17 protein-coding genes are annotated in these 21,243 nt (G+C 45.3%); 7 read left to right on the top strand and 10 right to left on the bottom strand.

The genetic code is table 11. The features are described 5' to 3' along the window. Both D2V93_RS01160 and D2V93_RS01155 read left to right on the top strand, forming a co-directional pair. The gene (locus D2V93_RS01160; protein WP_119618045.1) at positions 1-3,270 is read left to right on the top strand and encodes an efflux RND transporter permease subunit; all 3,270 of its coding nucleotides are present in this window, start codon (positions 1-3) and stop codon (positions 3,268-3,270) included. Then, entirely contained in the window at positions 3,248-4,684 is a 1,437-nt protein-coding gene (locus D2V93_RS01155) for a TolC family protein (RefSeq protein WP_119618044.1), read from the top strand. The genes D2V93_RS01160 and D2V93_RS01155 overlap by 23 nt, the downstream gene beginning before the upstream one ends. A 187-nt stretch (positions 4,685-4,871) precedes the next feature. Here the strand turns inward: D2V93_RS01155 and D2V93_RS01150 are convergent, their stop codons facing one another. The 4 genes from D2V93_RS01150 to gndA form a co-directional block, all read right to left on the bottom strand. Continuing rightward, positions 4,872-6,902 (bottom strand): S9 family peptidase, encoded by a 2,031-nt coding sequence (locus tag D2V93_RS01150; protein ID WP_119618043.1) that lies wholly within the window; start codon positions 6,900-6,902, stop codon positions 4,872-4,874. A 153-nt stretch (positions 6,903-7,055) separates the two neighbouring features. After that, complete coding sequence (locus D2V93_RS01145) at positions 7,056-7,907, bottom strand: ChaN family lipoprotein (protein ID WP_119618042.1); 852 nt, start codon at positions 7,905-7,907, stop codon at positions 7,056-7,058. 15 nt (positions 7,908-7,922) lie between these two features. Further along, positions 7,923-8,417: a hypothetical protein gene (locus D2V93_RS01140; RefSeq protein WP_119618041.1), complete on the bottom strand. Its 495-nt coding sequence runs from the start codon at positions 8,415-8,417 to the stop codon at positions 7,923-7,925. A 27-nt stretch (positions 8,418-8,444) separates the two neighbouring features. Then, on the bottom strand, positions 8,445-9,854 hold the full coding sequence (gene gndA, locus D2V93_RS01135) for an NADP-dependent phosphogluconate dehydrogenase (protein ID WP_119618040.1): 1,410 nt from the start codon (positions 9,852-9,854) through the stop codon (positions 8,445-8,447). Between the two features lie 169 nt (positions 9,855-10,023). Here gndA and zwf point away from each other — a divergent pair, with 169 nt between their 5' ends. The 4 genes from zwf (at position 10,024) to D2V93_RS01115 (ending at position 15,481) form a co-directional block, all read left to right on the top strand. Beyond that, a complete protein-coding gene (zwf, locus tag D2V93_RS01130) occupies positions 10,024-11,553 on the top strand; it encodes a glucose-6-phosphate dehydrogenase (RefSeq protein ID WP_119618210.1) in 1,530 nt (509 codons plus the stop codon). Positions 11,554-11,790: 237 nt separating this feature from the next. Then, on the top strand, positions 11,791-12,501 hold the full coding sequence (gene pgl, locus D2V93_RS01125; protein ID WP_119618039.1) for a 6-phosphogluconolactonase: 711 nt from the start codon (positions 11,791-11,793) through the stop codon (positions 12,499-12,501). A 101-nt stretch (positions 12,502-12,602) separates the two neighbouring features. Then, positions 12,603-14,168 carry a hypothetical protein gene (locus D2V93_RS01120; RefSeq protein ID WP_147377331.1) on the top strand — a complete coding sequence of 522 codons (1,566 nt, stop codon included), beginning with the start codon at positions 12,603-12,605 and terminating at the stop codon, positions 14,166-14,168. Between the two features lie 209 nt (positions 14,169-14,377). Then, positions 14,378-15,481 carry a M48 family metallopeptidase gene (locus D2V93_RS01115; RefSeq protein ID WP_245978061.1) on the top strand — a complete coding sequence of 368 codons (1,104 nt, stop codon included), beginning with the start codon at positions 14,378-14,380 and terminating at the stop codon, positions 15,479-15,481. Here D2V93_RS01115 and D2V93_RS01110 read toward each other — a convergent pair. After that, entirely contained in the window at positions 15,478-16,023 is a 546-nt protein-coding gene (locus tag D2V93_RS01110) for an acyl-CoA thioesterase (RefSeq protein ID WP_072882729.1), read from the bottom strand. The two genes, D2V93_RS01115 and D2V93_RS01110, sit on opposite strands and share 4 nt — an antisense overlap. A gap of 49 nt (positions 16,024-16,072) precedes the next feature. Between D2V93_RS01110 and D2V93_RS01105 the strand changes: the two genes are divergently transcribed. After that, the gene (locus D2V93_RS01105) at positions 16,073-16,462 is read left to right on the top strand and encodes an endonuclease domain-containing protein (protein WP_119618209.1); all 390 of its coding nucleotides are present in this window, start codon (positions 16,073-16,075) and stop codon (positions 16,460-16,462) included. 45 nt (positions 16,463-16,507) lie between these two features. Here D2V93_RS01105 and D2V93_RS01100 read toward each other — a convergent pair whose 3' ends face one another. Genes D2V93_RS01100 through D2V93_RS01080 form a run of 5 tightly spaced genes read right to left on the bottom strand, consistent with a single transcriptional unit; the run spans position 16,508 to position 21,213 of the window. After that, positions 16,508-16,873 carry a 6-phosphogluconate dehydrogenase gene (locus tag D2V93_RS01100; protein ID WP_072882483.1) on the bottom strand — a complete coding sequence of 122 codons (366 nt, stop codon included), beginning with the start codon at positions 16,871-16,873 and terminating at the stop codon, positions 16,508-16,510. 11 nt (positions 16,874-16,884) lie between these two features. Continuing rightward, positions 16,885-18,210, bottom strand: a complete 1,326-nt coding sequence (locus D2V93_RS01095) for a DNA recombination protein RmuC (RefSeq protein ID WP_119618036.1) — start codon at positions 18,208-18,210, stop codon at positions 16,885-16,887. A 40-nt stretch (positions 18,211-18,250) separates the two neighbouring features. Further along, entirely contained in the window at positions 18,251-19,030 is a 780-nt protein-coding gene (locus tag D2V93_RS01090; RefSeq protein WP_119618035.1) for an ABC transporter ATP-binding protein, read from the bottom strand. Then, positions 19,030-20,061 (bottom strand): iron ABC transporter permease, encoded by a 1,032-nt coding sequence (locus tag D2V93_RS01085; protein WP_119618034.1) that lies wholly within the window; start codon positions 20,059-20,061, stop codon positions 19,030-19,032. Before D2V93_RS01085 ends, D2V93_RS01090 begins: the two co-directional genes overlap by 1 nt. Continuing rightward, entirely contained in the window at positions 20,062-21,213 is a 1,152-nt protein-coding gene (locus D2V93_RS01080) for an ABC transporter substrate-binding protein (protein WP_119618033.1), read from the bottom strand. Positions 21,214-21,243: the final 30 nt, after the last annotated feature.

Raw genomic sequence — 21,243 nt, 5'->3', positions numbered from 1 at the left:
ATGTTCAAAAAATTTATCCATAGGCCAGTATTGGCCATTGTGATCTCGGTGATCATTGTGTTCACGGGGCTGCTTGCCATCAAACAGTTGCCCATCTCACAGTTTCCGCAGATTGCCCCAACAACCGTAAACATTTTCATTGCCTACCCCGGTGCCAGTGCCGACGTATTGGTGAAATCGACCTTGATTCCTTTGGAAACGGCGATCAACGGGGTGCAGGGCATGCGTTATATCGCTTCGGATGCCACCAGTGCCGGGGAAGGAACCGTTCGTATCATTTTTGAACCGGGCACGGACCCCAACGAAGCGGTGGTACGGGTCAAAACGCGGGTAGACCAGGTGATGCCCTTGTTGCCCGATCTGGTGCAGCGGGAAGGGGTGATCATTACCCCGGTAATTCCCAGTATGCTGATGTACGTAAACCTCTATAGCAGGGAGGACAATGCAGATGAGCTGTTCCTGTACAACTATGCCTACACCAAAATGATTCCCGAAATTCAAAGAATCAATGGTATAGCCACTGCCCAAATTTTGGGAAGTAGAAAGTTTGCTATGCGAATTTGGTTGAAACCGGATCGTATGCGGGCCTATAGTGTGTCTGCAGAAGAAATCTTGGAGGCGATGGAGGAACAGAGTATCATTGCCCGTCCCGGTAGATTGGGACAGAGTTCGGGTAAAAATGCCCAATCCTTGGAGTATGTGTTGGTCTATCAAGATCGATATAGTGAACCCGAGCAGTACAAGGATATTATTATAAAAGCCAATGAAGAAGGGGAAATCCTAAAGTTGGGCGATTTGGCCGATGTGGAGTTGGGTAGTGAGTTTTTCGATATTTACTCCAATTTGGATGGAAGACCTTCTGCTTCCATTGTGTTAAAACAAACGTTTGGCAGCAATGGTAGTGAGGTGATCAAGGAGGTAAAAGCAAAATTGAAAGAATTGGAAGCCGATCTTCCTCCCGGCATGGACTATCAGATCAGTTATGACGTATCCAACTTCTTGGATGCCTCCATAGACCAAGTGCTCCATACACTGCGCGATGCATTTATTTTGGTGGCCATAGTGGTGTTCCTCTTTTTGGGGGATTGGAGATCCACTTTGATTCCAATCATTGCGGTACCCGTATCATTGATCGGTGCGTTCTTTGTGATGCAATTGTTCGGACTGTCCATCAACCTGATCACGCTTTTTGCCTTGGTATTGGCCATCGGTATTGTGGTGGACAACGCCATTGTGGTGGTGGAAGCGGTTCACGTGAAGATGCACGAGGAAAACCTCACGCCATATAAGGCGTCCTATGAAGTTTTGGGCGAGATTGGTGGTGCCATTATCGCCATTACTTTAGTAATGACTTCGGTTTTTATACCGATTTCGTTTATGACGGGACCTGTTGGGGTCTTCTACCGACAGTTTTCCATTACCATGGCAGGATCTATTGTGATATCGGCGATTGTCGCATTGACATTGACCCCGGTACTCTGTGCCATGATGTTGAAGAATACCCATGGCAAGGAACGCAGGAAATCCCCGGTGAACCGCTTTATCGATTGGTTCAATGGCAAGTTTGAAAAACTCACGGGAAGATATGTGGGCGTCTTGAACAAGATCGTAAACCGAAGGGTGGTCACTTTTGGAATTCTATTGGCGTTCTGCGCGGGAATCTTCTTTACGAACCAAGTGTTACCTGCCGGATTTATTCCCAACGAGGACCAAGGAATGATCTACGCCATCATCCAGACCCCTCCCGGTGCTACCTTGGAACGTACCAATGCCGTGGCACGAAAACTCCAGGAAATCTGCGAAGAAACTGAAGGTGTGGAATCCGTTTCATCGTTGGCCGGTTATGAGATTATGACCGAGGGTAGGGGTTCCAATGCCGGTACCTGTTTGATCAATCTAAAACCATGGTCCGAAAGGGAGCACACCGTTCACGAGATCATGGAAGAATTGGAGGAAGAGACCAAAGACTTGGGAGCAGTCATAGAATACTTTGAACCCCCCGCCGTTCCTGGGTTCGGTTCTTCCGGTGGTTTTGCCATGCGTTTGTTGGACAAGACCAACGGTACCGATTACCACGAGTTCGAAAAGGTGAACAATGACTTTATGGAAGCCTTAAGACAACGTAAGGAGTTGACAGGTCTGTTTACCTTCTATGCGGCCAATTACCCACAGTATGAACTTAAAATCAATAATAAGGCAGCGATGCAGAAAGGTGTTTCCATAGGAAAAGCCATGGAAAACCTGAACATTTTGATTGGTAGTACGTACGAGCAAGGGTTCATCCGTTTCGGTCGATTCTTCAAGGTGTATACCCAGGCGGCCCCAGAATATCGTGCATTGCCATCGGATTTGGAAAAACTCTTTGTTAAGAACGAAGAAGGCGAAATGGTGCCGTATTCCGCTTTCATGACCATGGAAAAACGGTTGGGACCCAACGAGATTACCCGTTATAACCTCTACAACTCTGCGGCCATCAACGGTCTGCCCGCCAAGGGATACACTACGGGCGATGCCATCGATGCCATTAAGGAAGTAGCGGCACAGACCCTGCCCCGTGGCTACGATATTGCTTGGGAAGGATTGTCGTTCGATGAGGCACAACGCGGTAATGAGTCGCTTTACATTTTCATCGTGGTATTGATTTTCGTGTATTTGGTACTGGCAGCGCAATACGAGAGCTTCTTGCTGCCCATGGCCGTGATCCTTTCGTTACCTGTTGGGGTATTTGGTTCCTTCTTCCTGTTGAAGGTGATGGGATTGGCCAACGACGTGTATGCACAGATCGGGGTCATCATGCTAGTGGGACTTCTGGGTAAAAACGCGGTATTGATCGTGGAGTTTGCCGTTCAGAAACACCGACAGGGCGCTACTATCCTTGAAGCGGCCATTGAAGGTTCCAAGCAGCGGTTCCGCCCTATTTTGATGACTTCCTTTGCCTTTATTGCAGGTTTGATTCCTTTGGTAGTGGCTTCTGGTGCTGGTGCCATTGGTAACCGTACTATTGGCGGTTCTGCCCTAGGGGGAATGCTCATCGGGACTATTTTCGGGGTATTGTTGATTCCTGGATTGTATTTCATTTTTGCCAAGATGTCCGAAGGCAAGAGCCTCATCAGGGATGAACATGATGAACCCATTTCCGAAGAACTCTTCAAGGAGAATGAAAACGAAAGTAGGCTACGTGCACGCTTGCGCGAGGTGAACAAACTGTTGAAAAAAATGACCACACGAAACGGAAACAAAAAGAAAAATGACAAAGATGAAGAACAGTAGATCATTTTTAATCACAATAATTTCGCTTGTGGCCTTTTACGCTTGTGTGCCCACCCGCGAAATCAGGGACGAGAACACCGCTGTTCCCGAGCAGTACCAAAACCAGCCCACGGATACTGTAAACACGGGATTGGTGCAGTGGAAGGAGTTCTTCAAAGACCCTAATCTGATCGCATTGATCGATACGGCTTTGGTGAAGAACCAGGAGTTGAACATCATGCTGCAACAAGTAGATATGTCCAAGAACGTGATCCGTGCCAAGACTGGGGAATATTTGCCCTTTGTAAACTTTCAGGCCGGTGCAGAAGTGGAAAAAGTAGGGGAGTATACCCGTAATGGCGCTGTGGAGAAGAACCTTGAAGTGAAGGAAGGGGAAGAATTCCCAGAACCCCTGACCAATTATGGTCTGGGTGCCTTTGCCACATGGGAACTCGATGTGTGGAAGAAACTTCGCAACGAGAAAAAAGCGGCCGTGTACGAGTACCTTTCCAGTGTGGAAGGGAAGAATTTCATGGTCACCAATTTGGTAGCGGAGATTGCAGATTCCTATTATGAATTGATGGCGCTGGACAACCAGTTGGCCATCATCGATCAAAACTTGGAAATCCAGCAGAACGCCCTCAACATGGTAAAACTCCAGAAACAAGCTGCACGCGCTACCGAATTGGCGGTACAGCGTTTTCAGGCCGAGGTGTTGAAGAACCAAAGTCATAAGTACGAGATCCAACAGGAGATCGTGGAGACCGAAAACAAGCTCAATTTCTTGATCGGTAGGTCGCCACAGCATATCAATAGGACTTCGGACAACTTTATCGACACCCCGATTGATCATCTGTATGCGGGGATTCCTTCGCAATTGTTACAGAACCGTCCCGATGTGCGCCAAGCGGAATTGGAATTGGCAGCCGCCAAACTGGATACCAAAGCGGCAAAGGCCAGTTTTTATCCGCAGTTTACCATCAAAGCGGGTGTGGGGTTGGAAGCATTTGATACCAAGTACTTGACCACTACCCCGGAATCGGTTTTATACTCCGTAATGGGTGATATGGTAGCTCCTTTGATCAACAGAAATGCGATCAAGGCGCAGTATCTGAATGCTACGGACCGGCAGTTGCAAGCCGTATACGAATATGAAAAGGCCATTTTGAACGCTTATATCGAAGTGGCCAATCAATTGTCCAACATTGAAAATCTGAAAAAGAGTTATGAACTGAAAGATGGTCAAGTACAGGCCCTGACCCAATCCATTGATCTCTCCACGCGTTTGTTCCAGTCCGCTAGGGTGGAATATATCGAGGTGCTTTTGGCACAACGGGAGGCCTTGGAATCGAAGATGGAGCTTGTAGAGACCAAAAAAGACCAGATGCTGGCCCAAGTAAAGATGTACCGGTCTTTGGGTGGCGGCTGGAATTAAAGCCCCAAAACCAATAGGCCTACTGTGTTGGCTGTTGATTTACCCAAGTGAAAGCCCATTTACATTTGTAAATGGGCTTTTTGATTTTAGGGTTTAACAAATAGCTTAACCTTGGGTTTACTTTATAGATTAGTATTCTTACATTTTATAAGTTACGTCAATTAAGCCCTGATTAAGCTTTATCATATTATTCCTTGTCCTTATATTTCTCAAACCAAGCCAATACACTGGCAATCTTGGCAATCAGGTTACTGGGTTTGTTGGCAATACCATGCCCAGAATTGGGGATACGCACCATGGCGGTTTCCACATTCTGGAGTTTTAACGCGGCATAGAACTGCTCTGATTCTGCAATAGGGGTGCGGTAATCTTCTTCTCCGGTTAATAACATAGTGGGTGTGGTCACATTGCCTACGTAGGTTAGGGGAGAGCGGCGTAAATAGTTTTCAGGGTCTTCCCAAGGCTTTTTGCCGAACCAGTATTTGGAAAAAAATTGGATACCGTCCGCATAGAGTACAAAGCTGTACCAGTTGATTACGGGCTTGGCCACCACTGCGGCCTTAAAACGGTCCGTTTTACCCACGATCCAAGCGGTAAGCACACCGCCACCACTGCCACCGGTCACAAAAAGGTTGTCCTTGTCCACAAATCCCTTGGCAAGTACGGCATCCACACCTGACATGAGGTCTTCGTAATCGTGGTTGGGATAATCGTGGTGGATCAGGTTCCCGAATTCCTCCCCATAACTGGTGCTTCCGCGTGGGTTGGAGTAGAGCACCACATAACCGGCCGCGGCATAGGCCTGTATCTCGGCAGAATATACCGAACCATAACTGGTGAACGGGCCTCCGTGGATTTCCAGGATCATTGGGTATTTTTTGAAAGGATCAAAATCTGGGGGCGTGACCACCCAACCTTGAATTTTACGTTGATCATAGGAGGACTCCCACCAAATTTCCTCTACCTTACCCAATTTCCTAAAGGAAAAAAGGTCGTCGTTCAAGGCGGTAAGACGCTTGCTGCCTTTGGTGTCGGATACTCCCAAATCGGAAGGGTGACTGGTGTCGCCAACCGTATAGGCAAACTTGTTATTGTCCGATGCCGAAAAACTCGCTGCATTGTAGGGTCGTCCCAAAGAGAGTCCTCCCAAACCGTCGGTAAGGTCGTCCACTTTTCCGGAAAGGTTGATAGAGGCCAGTTTGCCCATTCCTTTGTCCGTATAGATGAAATACAGGCCGGTGCCCTTACTGTTCCAGACCATGTCCTCCACATCGCGGTCAAAATCCTTGGAAATCAATTGGGAATTGGAACCATCGGCATTCATCACGTACAATTGGGTCAACTGATACCCTTGGTAACGGTCATCATAGCCCAGATAAGCGATTTTGGTACCGTCGGGGGATAGCACGGGATTTGCATCAGGCCCGTAGCGACTGGTCAATTCCTTGATCTCCCCATCGTTTACACTGATTTGGTAAATTTCACTATCGGCAGGTTCAAACTCCTCTTCCTTATGAAAATTGGCACTGAAGTACAGATGGGCATTGTCTTTGGCCCAAGTGGGTCCTCCGTGGTCGAATTCGGTGAATGTAAGCTGCTTTGGGGTTCCACCACTGATAGGCAATGTGAACAACTGCATATTTCCGCCTTTCAGATACCCTTGGCCATCACCACGGTAGTTGATCTTGTCGATGTATTTGGGAGGCGCGTTCCATTTGGCGCCTTCCGGCTTGGCGGGTAGTTTGATGATGGATTTTTCCTCGGCGGGCACAAACATATTAAAGGCGACGTACTTGTCATCATATGACCACGACACTTGCCCTGGGGATTGTGGCGTGTTGGTCAGGGCCATAGTTTCCTTGGTATCCAACCACATGAGGTACAATTTCATTTTTTCATCCGCCATATTGGATTTGAAAACGATCTTTTTGCCATCGTGCGACCATTTGGGTGAGAAATCGTTATGGTTTCCCGTTGTTAACGGACGGTTGTTGGACCCATCAAAATTTACGATCCAGAGGTTGGATAGATTTCGGTCCGTCATCACATCCTTAAAATTCCGCACGTAGATGATTTTGGAGCCATCGGGCGAAATCTGTGGATCGGAAACGAACTCCATATTGAAGATGTCCAACAGTTCCAAGTTGGATTGCACTTGGCTAAACCCTAAAGGGTTTATGGCCACCAAGAGAAGCAGGGTGCCGAGTAATTTTTTCATGAGGATTGGTTTAGAAAGTTTTGATTTCTAAAAATACGGAATAATTCTCCGCAATGAGAGCAATGCTGAAGGTATTTAAGGGCCTTGAGCGGAGTCGAAAGGCCTGGGATTTCATCTCAATCTTCAGAAGAAAAGAATAGAAATATGTTTAGCTCAATAGGTGGTGGTCATGTTGCTGTCCACACAAATGATAAAGTCCGCAATGCCCTTGTTTTCGTCTTCCAGTTTGTGCACATTGTCCTGCATCACGGTAGAGATGGTACCGTACTGTAAATCGGGGCGGTCCTTTTTCAGGTACCACAGAATACCTTCATAGTTGTTGGAATGGTAGGACCCGTTGTAATGGAGGAACAGACTTCCGGTCTTATAATTTTTTAGAATGAAATGCGCCATGGTAGCATCTTTAATAGCCTGTGCCATCACCAATGTTGGACTGCCGTGGTCGCCCATCATTTTGAGGATATTCTGGTATCCCGGCAATTCGGGATCAAAGGCAATGGGGAGGGGAGCAATCCATGATTTTTCTTCCACGGAAAGGGTGTCCAAGGCTTCAAATCCGCCTTTGTACACCACGCTTGCATAGCGACGGGGTACATTGGAAGCCACAAAGACCAATTTTTTGTCCTTGGCAAAGTCCACCAAAGGGGCATAATCGGTCTTATGGTTGTTCCAAAGTCGGGCAGTGGAATCCAAAGCCTTGTAATCGATGGTGCCCGCCAAATAGTCGTCCAATTCATCCTGATTGTCGGCCTCTACCATTTCAGCACCGAGAATGAGCGCTCTTTTGGTATACAGGTCGGAAGTGAGTTCGTACTGCAACCAATGTGCAATGGGGTTGTTGTGCAGTTCCCCGAAGAGGACCATATCCTTTTCCTCCAAACGCTTCAACATTTTTTCATAGGACACCTTTTTGCCCTTGGCGTTGTAGATGACATAGGGCGCTTTTTGGGCTGAAACGGAAAAAAGGTAGAAGGTGAAGGCAAAAAGGAAGAGGAGGTTTTTCATTGAAATAAAAATCTATTAGTTATCAACAAATATGTCACTTGAGCTTCCTAATTGAATACCATTTGCAACAAACTTGATATTCTTTTTAGACTTTGGAACTTGAAGTATTAAAAATGGAGCTAATGGCTCATTATCATTGGACGTATCAGAATTGACTACGTTATATTCAACCACTATGTTATCATTATCTTGTACAATGCCTATTAATTCAATTTTATCCAAACCCTTATCCTCAGTGTCCAATCTGAAAATCTGAATAAGCATTTTTTTTTGAAACAATTCTTTTCGGTTCAAATTGTATTTGTTCCGAAACTCATCAGATAAGTAATCTTTATTGAAAAACTTATTATAGCAAACTATATGCAGGTCCTCTAATGGGGAATCAGTTCCAGAAGCTATTACACTATATTCCAAGTTGGTGAAATTTTCGGTTTGAGAGAAACTTTTGCCCGCTATCAAACTAAAAATTGCAACTGAAAGGAGTGCTAGGGATGGTTTTTTTAAATTCATAACTTAAACTTTAGCAATTTAAAATTTTTACTCTTCCCACTCCGTATGAAAAATCCCTTCGCGGTCCACACGCTCATAGGTATGCGAGCCAAAATAGTCGCGCTGCGCTTGGATTAAGTTCAGCGGCAATCTACTGCTGGTATAGGCATCAAAATAGGTAAGGGCATTGGAGAGTCCTGCCAAAGGAATCCCGTTCAAGGCACCATAAGCCGTCATTTCTCTAGCCGCACCCACAGTTCCTTTTACTTTTTCTACAAAGGAAGGGGAGAGCAGTAGATTCTCCAATTTTTCATTGGCTTGGTAGGCATCGGTAATGTCCGCCAACAAAGCGGCTCGGATGATGCAACCTGCCCTCCAAATTTTGGCTATTTCACCCAGTTCCAATTCGTAGCCATATTCCTTGGAAGCATCGGCCAATTGGTGCATGCCCTGCGCATAGGTGATGATAAAGGCAAAATACAATGCCTGTTCCGCTTTGGAGATAAAATCAGCTTTGTCTACCGTTTTTGGTGTTGGGCGATCATAAAGGGCATCCGCTTTTATACGTTCCTCCTTCAAAGCCGAAAGTTCACGCATGCTGACGGCCACATCGATAGTGGGCACGGGAATCCCCAAATCCATGGCATTTTGCGAGGTCCATTTTCCGGTTCCCTTTTGTTTGGCCTTGTCCAAGATTTTGTCCACGAGTTCGCCATCGCCCAAGTCGTCTTTTTGCTCAAAGATTTCTGAAGTGATCTCCACCAAAAAGGATTGTAGCCTGCCCTCGTTCCATTGGGCAAAGGTTTGGTGCAGTTCCGCATTGGAGAGTCCGCCTGCTTTTTTCAAGAGGTCATAGATTTCCGAGGTGAGCTGCATCAAACCGTATTCGATGCCGTTGTGTACCATTTTCACATAGTTTCCGGCCGATTTCGGACCCAGATAAGCCACGCAAGGCTCACCTTTGTATTTGGCGGAAACGGCTTCAAAAATGGGTTTTACGTGCTGATAGGCCTCTTTGGAACCTCCAGGCATGATGCTGGGACCGCGTCGGGCACCTTTGGCGCCGCCTGAAACCCCGGCACCAAAAAAGTTGACGCCCTTTTCTTTCAAATAGGCTTCGCGACGGTCGGTATCGGTAAAAAAGGAATTTCCACCATCAATGATGATGTCACCTTTGTCCAAATGGGGCAACAAACTTTCAATGACGATGTCCACCACTTTTCCGGCCGGCACCAAAAGCATGATTTTCCGGGGTGTGGTCAGGGCATTTGCGAAGGTTTTTACGTCGGAAGAGGCATTCACTTTGTCTGTATTGCCTCCCTCGTTGATCAATGCACCAACCTTTTCTTCATCCAAATCATTACCAAAAGCGGTAAATCCATTATCGGCCACATTTAGAATAAAATTGCGTCCCATTACCCCAAGGCCCACAAGGCCAAAATCATACGTATCTGCCATCTTGTTTATTTTTCGATTACCAGCGTTAATACAACGCTAAGTAAGCCATTACTTGAATTAGGAACCTAAAATAAACCTTATATTCGTCATGCTCAAAAAATAAACGGCTTCATTGGGGAAAGCACTGAAGACGTATTGGATCCAATCAGCCAGAAACCAAAAAAGGATGATGAAAAAGACCGAAAACCAGATGCTTGTGATTTTTGGGGCATCGGGAGATCTCACCGCTAGAAAACTGATCCCGGCCCTGTTCAATCTGTATCTGGCCAAACAATTGCCCAATAACTTTGTGGTTTTGGGAGTAAGCCGAAGCGATATGACCGATGATGCGTTCCGCAAGCATGTCGTATATGATAGTGATTACTTAAAGCACAAGTTGAAGAAGCTTGATGAAACAGAGGTAAAGGGTTTTGCGGACAAACTTTACTATGAGGATCTCGGGAAAAGCTATGACACGGATTATAAAGGCTTGCGCAAGCGGGTGGAAGAGCTGAAGGCGGCCCACGATACCTCGGGCAATATCATTTATTACCTGTCGACACCGCCCACACTTTATGAAACGATTGCCCATAATTTGGCAGATGCAGGCATGAACACCCAAAACAACGGGTGGAAACGTTTGATCGTAGAGAAACCTTTCGGCTATAGTTTGGAAACGGCCAAAAACCTGAATAAAGGGCTTCATCAATATTTTACCGAGCCGCAGATATACCGTATCGATCATTATTTAGGCAAGGAAACGGTGCAGAATCTGTTGGTGACCCGCTTTTCCAATAGTATTTTTGAACCCCTTTGGAACCGAAATTATATCCAACATGTGGAGATTACCAATGCCGAGAGCGTGGGGGTAGAAAAGAGGGGCGGATATTATGACAAATCGGGTGCATTGCGAGACATGTTCCAGAACCACTTATTGCAAATCGTATCCTTGGTAGTGATGGAACCGCCCATTGGTGACCAGCCCGAGGAAATCCGCAACGAAAAAGTAAAGGCCCTCAAGTCCCTTCGGGTGATGGAAGACGAACAGACCTTGTTTGACAATACCATCCGGGCCCAGTATGTAGGTTCTGTTGTAAATGGAAAAAAAGTGAAGGGGTATCGAGAAGAGGATGATGTGGACCCCAATTCCACTACAGAGACCTATGCGGCCATCAAGTTCTATGTGGACAATTGGCGCTGGCATGGGGTCCCTTTTTATGTTCGAACCGCCAAACGAATGCCCACTAAGGTCACGGAGATTGTCATTCATTTTAAACCACCGCACCATCAGATTTTTAAGGATTCTGGGATGCATAGGGACAATAAATTGATCATACGCATCCAGCCTGATGAAGGTATTTTGATCAAGTTTGGGGTCAAAGTACCTGGACAGGGCTTTAAAGTGGAGCGTGCCAACTTGGATTTTTATTATTCCAGTCTGGCCCAGACCTATGTCATGGAAGCCTACGAGCGTTTGTTATTGGATGCCATGCAAGGCGATGCCACCCTTTATGCCCGTGCGGATGAGGTGGAGGCGGCTTGGGAGTTTGTTGACCCCATTCTCAATTATTGGCAAAATGGCAAGGATGTGCGTATGTATGGTTATTCCGCGGGTGTATGGGGCCCTGAAAATGCCGATGAACTGTTCGAAGGCGATGGCTTTTGGCGCAACCCAGGGGAGAATTTGTCCGATGATCCAGGCTATTGTGTGATTTGTTAGAAGTCAGAAGTCAGAAGTCAGAAGTCAGAAGTCAGAAGTCAGAAGTCGGAAGTCGGAAGTTGGGAGTCGCCTGCCCACAGCAGGCGGGGAAGCCTGATGTTTGAACATCAATTCGTGAAGATTAGTGAAATTCGTGTCGGGAGACAGTTGCAGTAGTTAGTCGGAAGTCGGGTGTCAGTTCGAGATGTCATCCTGAGCGCAGTCGAAGGAAAAGTCGAGAATGCAAAAAATGTTTAGATGGAAATAAAAATATATAAGGACAAAAACGAAGTCGCAGAGCAGTTTTCAACCTATTTTGTGGAAAAGGCTGCAGAACATGAGGCTTTTCACGTGGCACTTTCCGGGGGGAGCACCCCAAAGATTGTGTTCGATGTGCTCGCCAAAAGCTTTGCCGATAAGGTGGATTGGACCAAGGTACACTTTTATTGGGGTGACGAGCGTTGTGTGCCTCCAACGGACGATGAGAGCAATTACAAAATGACGGTGGAACACCTCTTTTCCAAGATTGATGTGCCCGAAGGGAACATCAACCGAATTTTAGGGGAAAAAGACCCCGAAGGTGAGGCCATGCGCTATGCTAATCTCTTGGAAATCGATTTGGATAGAGTGGAAGATGTGCCCCAATTCGATTTGGTGATCTTGGGCATGGGCGATGACGGCCATACCGCTTCCATTTTCCCCCATCAAATTGAACTTTGGGATGCTGCGGACCATTGTGTGGTGGCGACACACCCCGATTCTGGCCAGAAACGGGTGTCCATTAATGGAAAAGTGATCAACACCGCTAAGGCAGTGGCCTTTTTGGTCACGGGAGCATCAAAAGCGGAAAAAGTGGAGGCCATCATCAAAAAAACCAAAGGCTCGGAAACTTATCCGGCGTCGTTGGTCAACCCAAAATCAGGGAAGTTGGCTTGGTTCTTGGATGCGGAGGCTGCGGCCAAGCTTTGAAAGTGGTATTTTTTGACATTCCCTTATTTGACAAATAATTTCACCAAATATTCGTTCTAGTAAAGGATTTTGATAAATTACCAACCATTGACCAACCAACCATGCGAATCGGAATTACCCTTTCAATTTTACTTTGCTCAATTAGTCTCAGCTACTCCCAATCCCAAGATTTAATTGCTTTGTCATCTGGTGAATACGTTGGATTTAACGTAATTATTGATCCTGACAGTGACGTTTATGGCTATGTATCGATTTATTCCAAAGGTGAAATTGATGATGACAATAAAGCTTTTGAAGTCATTTTGTTGGATAGGAACTTGAACAAAGTATCCAATATAGATTTTACGGCATCAGAAAAGATACATTCTTTTGAGGTATTCATGAATTATGATCAGCAGATTGTCCTTTTGCCCTATAATTATGGGGTATACTCGTATCAATATTTATATTCAGAGATGCTTGAAGCCGATTTCAAATCTAGGGAAACCAAGCCCTATAAGTTTCAATGTTATAAGGAAAATGGGGCTTTTGAAGATTGTCGGACATACCAAACATTCAAAGAGAAAAGGAGGGATGATATACAGAAATTTAAGGAAAAGGGATATGTCTACGACAGTGATGTATATAAGATAAGGAACAATTACTCATTGGTGCTTGATAGGAAGAGACACAAAAAATTCTTTAATGACGTATCTATCAAGGTGTTTGATGAATCAAAAACAATGAAATGGGAGAAGGTGATAGACAACGGTGGTTCCAAAGACGGATTTTACAATGTCGATTTGTTCTGGAAGGACTATAAAAAGAGCGAAAACGTCTATGTCATTGTTTCCTATTTTGACAGGAAGTATGCCACTTCCAATTATCTATCCACCAACTCCAATATTGCCAACACCCTACATTGGAAAAAATTAATGGGTTTCAATATTGAGACAGGTGAGCAGGTTTTGGATGTTGACATAGAGGATAAATACAGGTTTGCTCCGGAAGTACTGGTAAGGACGGAAACAAAAAAATATTTGGTTGATATTAGGGCTTTGAACAATCCCTCAGGATCCCCAATTGGATATAGACGAACAAGAATTGGACTAAATGATAATGCCGTCCAATGGGATGATATTCTGTTTGAAGATATGATGGGCGATATCGATCGGTTGAACAAGTTTGGGGAAATAGGTGGGAATTATAAGTTGAATCCCATCGCATCTTTTGTCAATGAGGACGGTTCAGCATACATTCTTGTCGAAGAATATAAAAGTGCTGTCAATGTTATATGGGGATATAACGTCGAAAAGAACAAGGATTTCTTTTTGATAAGGACCACCCCGGACTTTACCATAGACCGTATTGACCGCATTGAAAAGGAAAAATCAAAATTCGCTTATTCCGATTTCTTGTTTTGGCAATCTTTGAATGATGAGAATAACGATATAGCCTTCTTCTATACGGATAAAAGGCAAGGGGAAGAAGAGAAACAGAAATATATAATCCTTGGGGTTTGTACCATAATTGATGGCGAATTTAAAAGTGAAGAATTGGAGATAGCATCAAAATCTGAAGAATATGTCATATTCCCTTCGATAGCCAAGCGGGGTTACATTATGTTACATGAATATAACAAGAAAGAATTTTACAACGCCATACGATTGGAAAGACTAAACTATTAAGATTGAGACTCTTTTGCTTTTTTTTGTTGGTTTTTACGGTAACCTTTTCTTTTTCACAGGAGTTTTCTACACTGGACACTCTGGATGGCAATTATCGAGACGAAAATAAAGCTGTATTTACGGGTAAAATCAACAAACTTGTAACAAGTTTTGGTTCAAAATACCCTTCCAATGTGTCCAGAAAGTTGGAAGAACATTTGGAAAATTTCATGGAGTTTTTTCTAAATGGAATTGATAAGGGAACTTACATTTATAATACCCCCATCAATGAAAAAATCGATGAAATCTACAATGAGATATCCAAGGACAACCCAAATGTACCAGAGGATTTTCAAGTATTGGTCTCACGGGATATTTCATTGAACGCTTCTTGTTTTGTCAATGGAACCATGGTTGTAAACATTGGGACAATAAAATATTTGGAATCGGAAGATCAACTTGCGGCCATTCTATGCCACGAAATAGGGCACAAGCTATTGAACCATTCAGAACAGTATTTGGTGAAATCCTATGAAGAGGAAAACTCAAAAAAAACAAAAAAAGAAATTCGAGACCTGAAAAAAAACCGATACAACCAACAAGAATTGGCTTTTACCGTTTTGAAGGAAAAACTCTACAATAATAGCGAAGAAAAAAGAAAACGTGAATTTGAAGCTGACTCAATTGGGTTGTCGCTACTCGGAAACACAAAATATGATCCAGCGCATTTTTTAAGGGCATTGGAACTTTCTTTGTTGCACGACACCATTGCCCCTGCTGACTTAAATGTCAAAATTTATAGTGAAGTTTTTGATTTACCCGGTCAACCCTTTAATCAGGAATGGTTGGTCCAGGAAGATTTTTCCACATACGATTATGTCTTTGAAGAGAAATTTTCAAAGGATTCCCTTAGCTCACACCCTGAGATTAATGAAAGGGTTGAAAAACTTAAAAGTTTATTTCCGGCATCACTGGACATTGAGGAAAAGGACGCCTTGGCCAATTCTGAAAATCCCCAATATCAAAATTTACGTTTGGTAGCAAAAAAAGAAGAGGTACCCAATCTGTTCCTATTAAAAAAATATGGATTCTGTATTTATCTTTCATTGATAAAAATAGAGCAGGATTATAGGGTTGCATACCATAAGGAATGGATGGGTAAAGCATTCCATGAACTATATAAAGCAAGGAAATCATACACAGCCAATAAATACTTGGATAGGATCAACCCAGAAGAGCATTCCGAGAGCTATCAACAATTTATTAATTTCATGTGGAACCTAAATCTTCAAGAAATTAAAAATATTGCAGATTTCTACTCAAAAGTTGATTAATCAAAATCCATCATAACATTCTCCCCTTGTAGGAATTCCAGAAAATCGTTCACCTTAAAATTGGCCGATTCGTACTTGCTGTCCCGTTGGAAGGCGGATTCTTTTCGTTCCTTGCTCCGGGCAAAACGGCGAATGTCCTGTTTGGTCTTCAAGATTAAGCCGGGAACGGTCTTGTTCTTGCCGTCCTTTCCCTTGGCTACCATGGTAAAATAGGAGGAATTACAGTGTTTTACCTCTCCAGTGGTCACTTTTTCGGATTCTACCCGTACCCCTACCACCATGGAAGTCTTGCCAGTGTAGTTGATGGAAGCTTTTAGCGTGACCAGTTCCCCTACATCGATGGGGTTCAGGAAATCCACCCGGTTCACCGAAGCGGTCACGCAATAACTTTGGGAGTGTTTGGAGGCACAGGCAAAGGCAATCTGGTCCATCAGGTTCAGGATGTGTCCCCCGTGCACCTTCCCTCCAAAATTGGAATGGGAGGGGAGCATCAGTTCGGTGATGGATACCCTGCTTTCCTTGGACGATTTGAATTTTTTCATATTTTGTCGGGATTTAATCCCTTTTGAAAAGGAACAATGGCAGAATGAAATGATTATCAAATATAACCCAAAGCTAAAAGAACTTGCAAGACAATTGCGGAACAATGCCACTAGGTCCGAAGTGCTCTTGTGGCAGAAGTTGAAGAGGGACCAAATGCATGGATATGATTTTCACCGACAAAAACCGATTGATAAATATATCGTTGATTTCTTTTGCAATAGGTTGCAACTTGCCATAGAAGTGGATGGGTATTCACATGAAATCTTGGAAGTTTGGGAAAAAGATGTGAAAAAAACGAATCGATTGAACGAACTGGGCATACATGTACTCCGATTTTCGGACCATCAGGTTTTTAAGGATATGGAGAATGTCCTACGGACGATAGAGGATTATATCTCAAATTTTGAGGCTACACCTCCCTCTATCCCTCCTTATTAGGAGGGAAGTTCCGTTCCCCTCTAATAAGAGGGGCAAGGGGTGTGTCTAGTTTCTAAAAAGAGGTGACTTTTCTTCCTGTACCTCTGTAATGAAATATTTGGTGTCGCCCAACCAGAAAAAGGTGGCGTAGCGTTCTTTGTAGGTGACTTTGATGTAATGGCCTTGGTATTCCTTCATTTTCTCGATGATTTCCTTTTCCTTGTCTTCCACGGAGAAAGAAAATACATTGGTGCCACCGAGACCTTGGCTGATCTGCCCTTCCCAGGTTTTGGCGATGACACCGCGTCGGCTGAATTTGATAAGCTCCCCGGAACGGTACCCTTCACTGAACGGAACGTAGTAAATAAAGGCAAAGTAGGCCGCTGTTCCAAGTACAATGGCAGTAATAAAGAGAATCAGGAATTTTTTCATGGTCAGCGGATTTAATCTTCGTCGTCCTCTTGGGCGCGTTTCAAAATAGGTTCAGGCAGTGCTTTTTTGGCCTTCGCCCCCATTTTTTTCAATTTTTCGATGGTGGTCACGATATTTCCTCGACCCTCCACCAGTTTGTTCATGGCCCCACGATATTCGACCTTGGCCTCGTCCATTTTTTTGCCCACCTTCGTCAGATCGGATACAAAACCTTCAAACTTGTCGTATAGGGCACCGGCCTGTTTGGCAATCTCGATGGCGTTCCTGTGCTGTTTTTCATTGCTCCACATACTGTCGATGGTGCGGAGCGTGGCCAGAAGAGTAGAGGGGGTGACAATAACTATATTCTGCTCAAAAGCCTTGTTGTAGATGGAACTGTCCTCGTTGATGGCTATGGCAAAGGCTGGTTCTATAGGAACGAACATCAGCACAAAGTCCGGACTTTCCATCTCGTATAGGTCCTCGTATTTTTTGGCGGAGAGCTGCTCCACATGCCTTCTCAAGGAGTTGATGTGGTCCTTCAGGAATTTGGGTTTGTCCTCCTCATTGGCATTGGTGTAGCGTTCGTAATCCGTCAATGAAACCTTGGAATCCACGACCATCTTCTTGCCGTCGGGAAGGTGGATGATCACATCGGGCATGACCCTTCCGCCATTCTCCCGTGTAAAGCTCTGTTGAACGCTGTACTCTCTATCTTTTTCAAGACCAGACTTTTCCAATACGCGTTCCAACACCAATTCCCCCCAATTTCCCTGCATCTTACTATCACCTTTGAGGGCCTTGGTGAGGTTTTCGGCCTCTTGGGTGATCTTGAGGTTCTGGGTCTGCAAATGGAGCAATTGCTCCTTAAGGGCAGCGTGTAGGCCAAAACTTTCTTTTTGGTTTTCCTCTACCTTTTTTTCAAATAGTTGAATCTTTTCCTGAAGCGGGTTTAGGATGAGTTTGATGTTCTTTTGGTTCTGCTCCGTAAATTTCTCGCTCTTTTCCTCCAAGATCTTGTTGGCGAGGTTCTCGAATTCCTTGGTGAACTTTTCCTGGAGCTTTTCCACTTCTTCTTTCTGCTCCCTATTGGTGCGCTGAAGGTTCTCCAAATCGGCCTGATAACGTACCAGTTGGTTGCCCTGCTGCTCCTTTTCCCGTTGCAGTTGTTTCTTTTCCTCATCGCCGAGCAGCAATTTGTCGTTCAGGGATTTGATGGAAGCATGCAATTGCTGTTCCCGCTCGCCCCATACGCTTTCGGTGGATTTGGTCTTCAGTTTTTGGATGTAGACGCCTCCGAACAGCCCAAGGGCCAAAGCGATTACTCCGATGATGACGTAGATCAATTCTGTGCTCATGTAATGGTTTCTGAAGGATAAAGATAACGGATCATGGGCATTATTTGGTGATTTTAAATGTTCCCGTCTTCGCATCAAACTGTACCATTTCCATAGGAAACAAACGTTCAAAATGCCTTTGCTCAATCAGTTCGCAAGGCTCGCCGTAGGGGTTGACATCGCCATCCAAAATCAGGATTTTATCGCACAATTGAATGGCAAGGTCGATTTCATGGGTGGAAAAAAGAATGGTCTTTTGTTGATTGTGGGCCAACTGTTGCAGCATTTTCAAAATCTGTACCTTATGATAGAGGTCCAAATGCGTAGTGGGCTCATCCAATATGATCACTGGGGTATCCTGGGCCATGGCGCGTGCAATCAGCACCCGTTGCAATTGCCCATCACTCAGTTCGTGGCATTTTCTGTGCTTGAGTCCATCCAATAAAAAGGCATCCAAACTGTCCTGCACGTGTTTCTGGTCTTCAGGGGACAAGGTGCCCAACCAATTGGTGTAGGGCTGTCTGCCCAATGCAATGAGTTCCCCAACGGTAAGGTTTTTGGAAGCAGGTGGTTCGGTCAACACCACGCTCAATTTTTTTGAAAGGTCTGGAGGGGAGTGGTCCTCCAAGTTTTTTCCTTCCAGTTGTATGTTTCCCGATAATTTGGGCTGGAACCTTCCCAAGGTACGGAGCAAGGTGGATTTTCCTATGCCATTGATACCTACAATTCCGCACAACACCCCTGGTTCCAGGGAAAAGTTGATGTCCTTGGCCACCATTTTTTTGCCATATCCGATGGATAGCCCTTTGGTTGAAAGCATGTTCTTGCCTTTGTTTTCCATCAGAATAGCATTTTGCGTTTTCGGACCAAGAGCCATATCACTACGGGTGCACCCACCAAAGAAGTAATGGCATTGATGGGCAGCACATTGGCCGAGTTGGGCCATTGCGCGATCATGTCACAGAGCAGCATCAATATAGCTCCATAAAGGAACACGGCCGGAACCAACACTTTGTGTTCCATGGTATCAAATAGCTGTCGGGTAAGGTGTGGCACGGCAAGCCCAACAAAGGCTATGGGACCGGCAAAAGCCGTGATGCCGCCCGCCAATAGACCGGTTGCGATGATGATGATGAACCGGGACCGTTTCAGGGAGACTCCCAAGCTTTGTGCATAGCGTTCCCCCAAAAGAAAGGCGTTCAATGGTTTCAATGAAATGATGCTGAGCAAGATGCCTATCAAAACGATGCCCGTCAACAAAAGGATTTGCTGTGGACTCAGGTTGCCCACACTACCGAAAGACCAAAAAATAAACCGTTGGAGGCTTTCCGCGCTGGAAAAATAGGCCAGGACACTCACGATTGCTGAGGTGATGCTGCCGAACATCAACCCGATGATCAAAAGGGCCATGGTGTCCTTCACACGTTGCGCGACCACCATCACCACGGCCAATACCAAAAAGCTACCGATGCTGGCTGCAAGGGCCATGGAAACATCGTTCAGAAAAGACAAGGAGCCCATCCCAACGAACAGTGAAGTACCCATAAGCAAGAGTGCGGCCCCTAAACTGGCCCCAGAACTGATGCCCAGCACAAAAGGCCCTGCCAATGGGTTACGGAAGAGGGTCTGCATCAAAAGTCCGCTCAGCGAAAGTCCCCCGCCCACCAAAATGGAAGTAAATGCCTTGGGTACCCGAAAGTCCCAGATGATGTAGTTCCAGGTATCCACTTGGGCTGTGGTCCCCGAAAGAATGGAAACCACTTCGGAAAACGGAATATTCACCGACCCAGAGCTGATGTTCAGCAACCATGCGAGAACCAAGGCAATGCCCAAAAGCACAAAGGAAAGGCGATATGGAGCTGCTCCCTGCATTTAGTGTAACGGCTTGAAGAAACGGGGTTCGTGATCGGGCAGCAACCCCGGGTGCAAAATGGTGATGAGATCCTTTAGGACCACATCGGGGCGTTGTGGGGCGAGTTCATAAAAAATAAGACCTCCTTTGGCTCCTTTTTCTATGGCGTTGGAATAAATTTTCTTTTGGGAGAAGGCTTCAAACTGCTTGTGGTGCGGGTTCACGCTTTCCAGTTCGGCATATGAGGTTTGGGAAGAGGGATTGAGCCAAAAATCGGCCTTTTGGGCCTTTTCCAGTACAGATTCCAAACTCAGACCGATACTTCCCGTTTCTTCGGTGTCGGCCCAGAGATAGTTGGCGTTGGCATCGTTCAGGAATTGGGCCATCCAGCTTTGACCTCCTGCCACATACCAAACATCCTTATAGAGCCCGCCAGTCAGTACGCTAGGCTTTTCCGTTGCTTTTTGGGCCAATTGTTTGGCTTCCATATAAGATGTTTCAATTTCCTTGAAAATACGGTCCGCTTGCTGCTCCTTCTGAAAAAAAGGTGCAAAGAACTTGATCCATTCGGCTTTGCCCAGCGGCGTCTGTTCCACCCAATCTCCGTTGTAAACTACAGCAATTCCTGCATTTAGTAGCGTTTCGTAGGCCTTGTTGGTGTCGTTTATCCCAAAACCCATCACCACTTCGGGTTTCATGGCCAATGCAATCTCGGTGTTGATGCTTTCGTTCATGCCCAGCTCCTGGATTTGTCCATTATCCACCAATTCCCTGGCTTTGGGTGATGAGATAAAATCCGTATTGGGAAAGCCGACCACCACATTCAGTTCGTCCAATGCTTCCAAGGAGGGAATATGGGTGGTGGAGGTGATCACCATTTTTTCCACGGGAGTGGCCACAATGGCATCGTAAGCATCCCTTGGAAAGGTCATGGACGCCAATTTTTCCTTGGGGACCAGAGCGTAGGTGAATGACTGCTGTGCTGCGGGCCATGGGGCCGTGACCTTTATGATGGTGACTTCATTTTCCGAGTGTACGGTAAATCCTTTGGCATGCCGGATGTTTTGGTCTTTTTTGATAGGGGTTTCGGCAAGGGGAACCTTCTTTTCACCACACCCGTTGAGGATTAAAAGGGCAAATATGAATCCTATGCAAAGCTGTTTTCTTCCCATGGTTCCAAAAGTAAGATTATTTAACTTTTG

The sequence above is a fragment of the Flagellimonas taeanensis genome, assembly GCF_003584105.1.
Classification (GTDB): Bacteria; Bacteroidota; Bacteroidia; order Flavobacteriales; family Flavobacteriaceae; genus Flagellimonas; species Flagellimonas taeanensis.
Note: the sequence above shows the minus strand (reverse complement) of the source record. Positions and strands in the feature narration are given on the sequence as shown.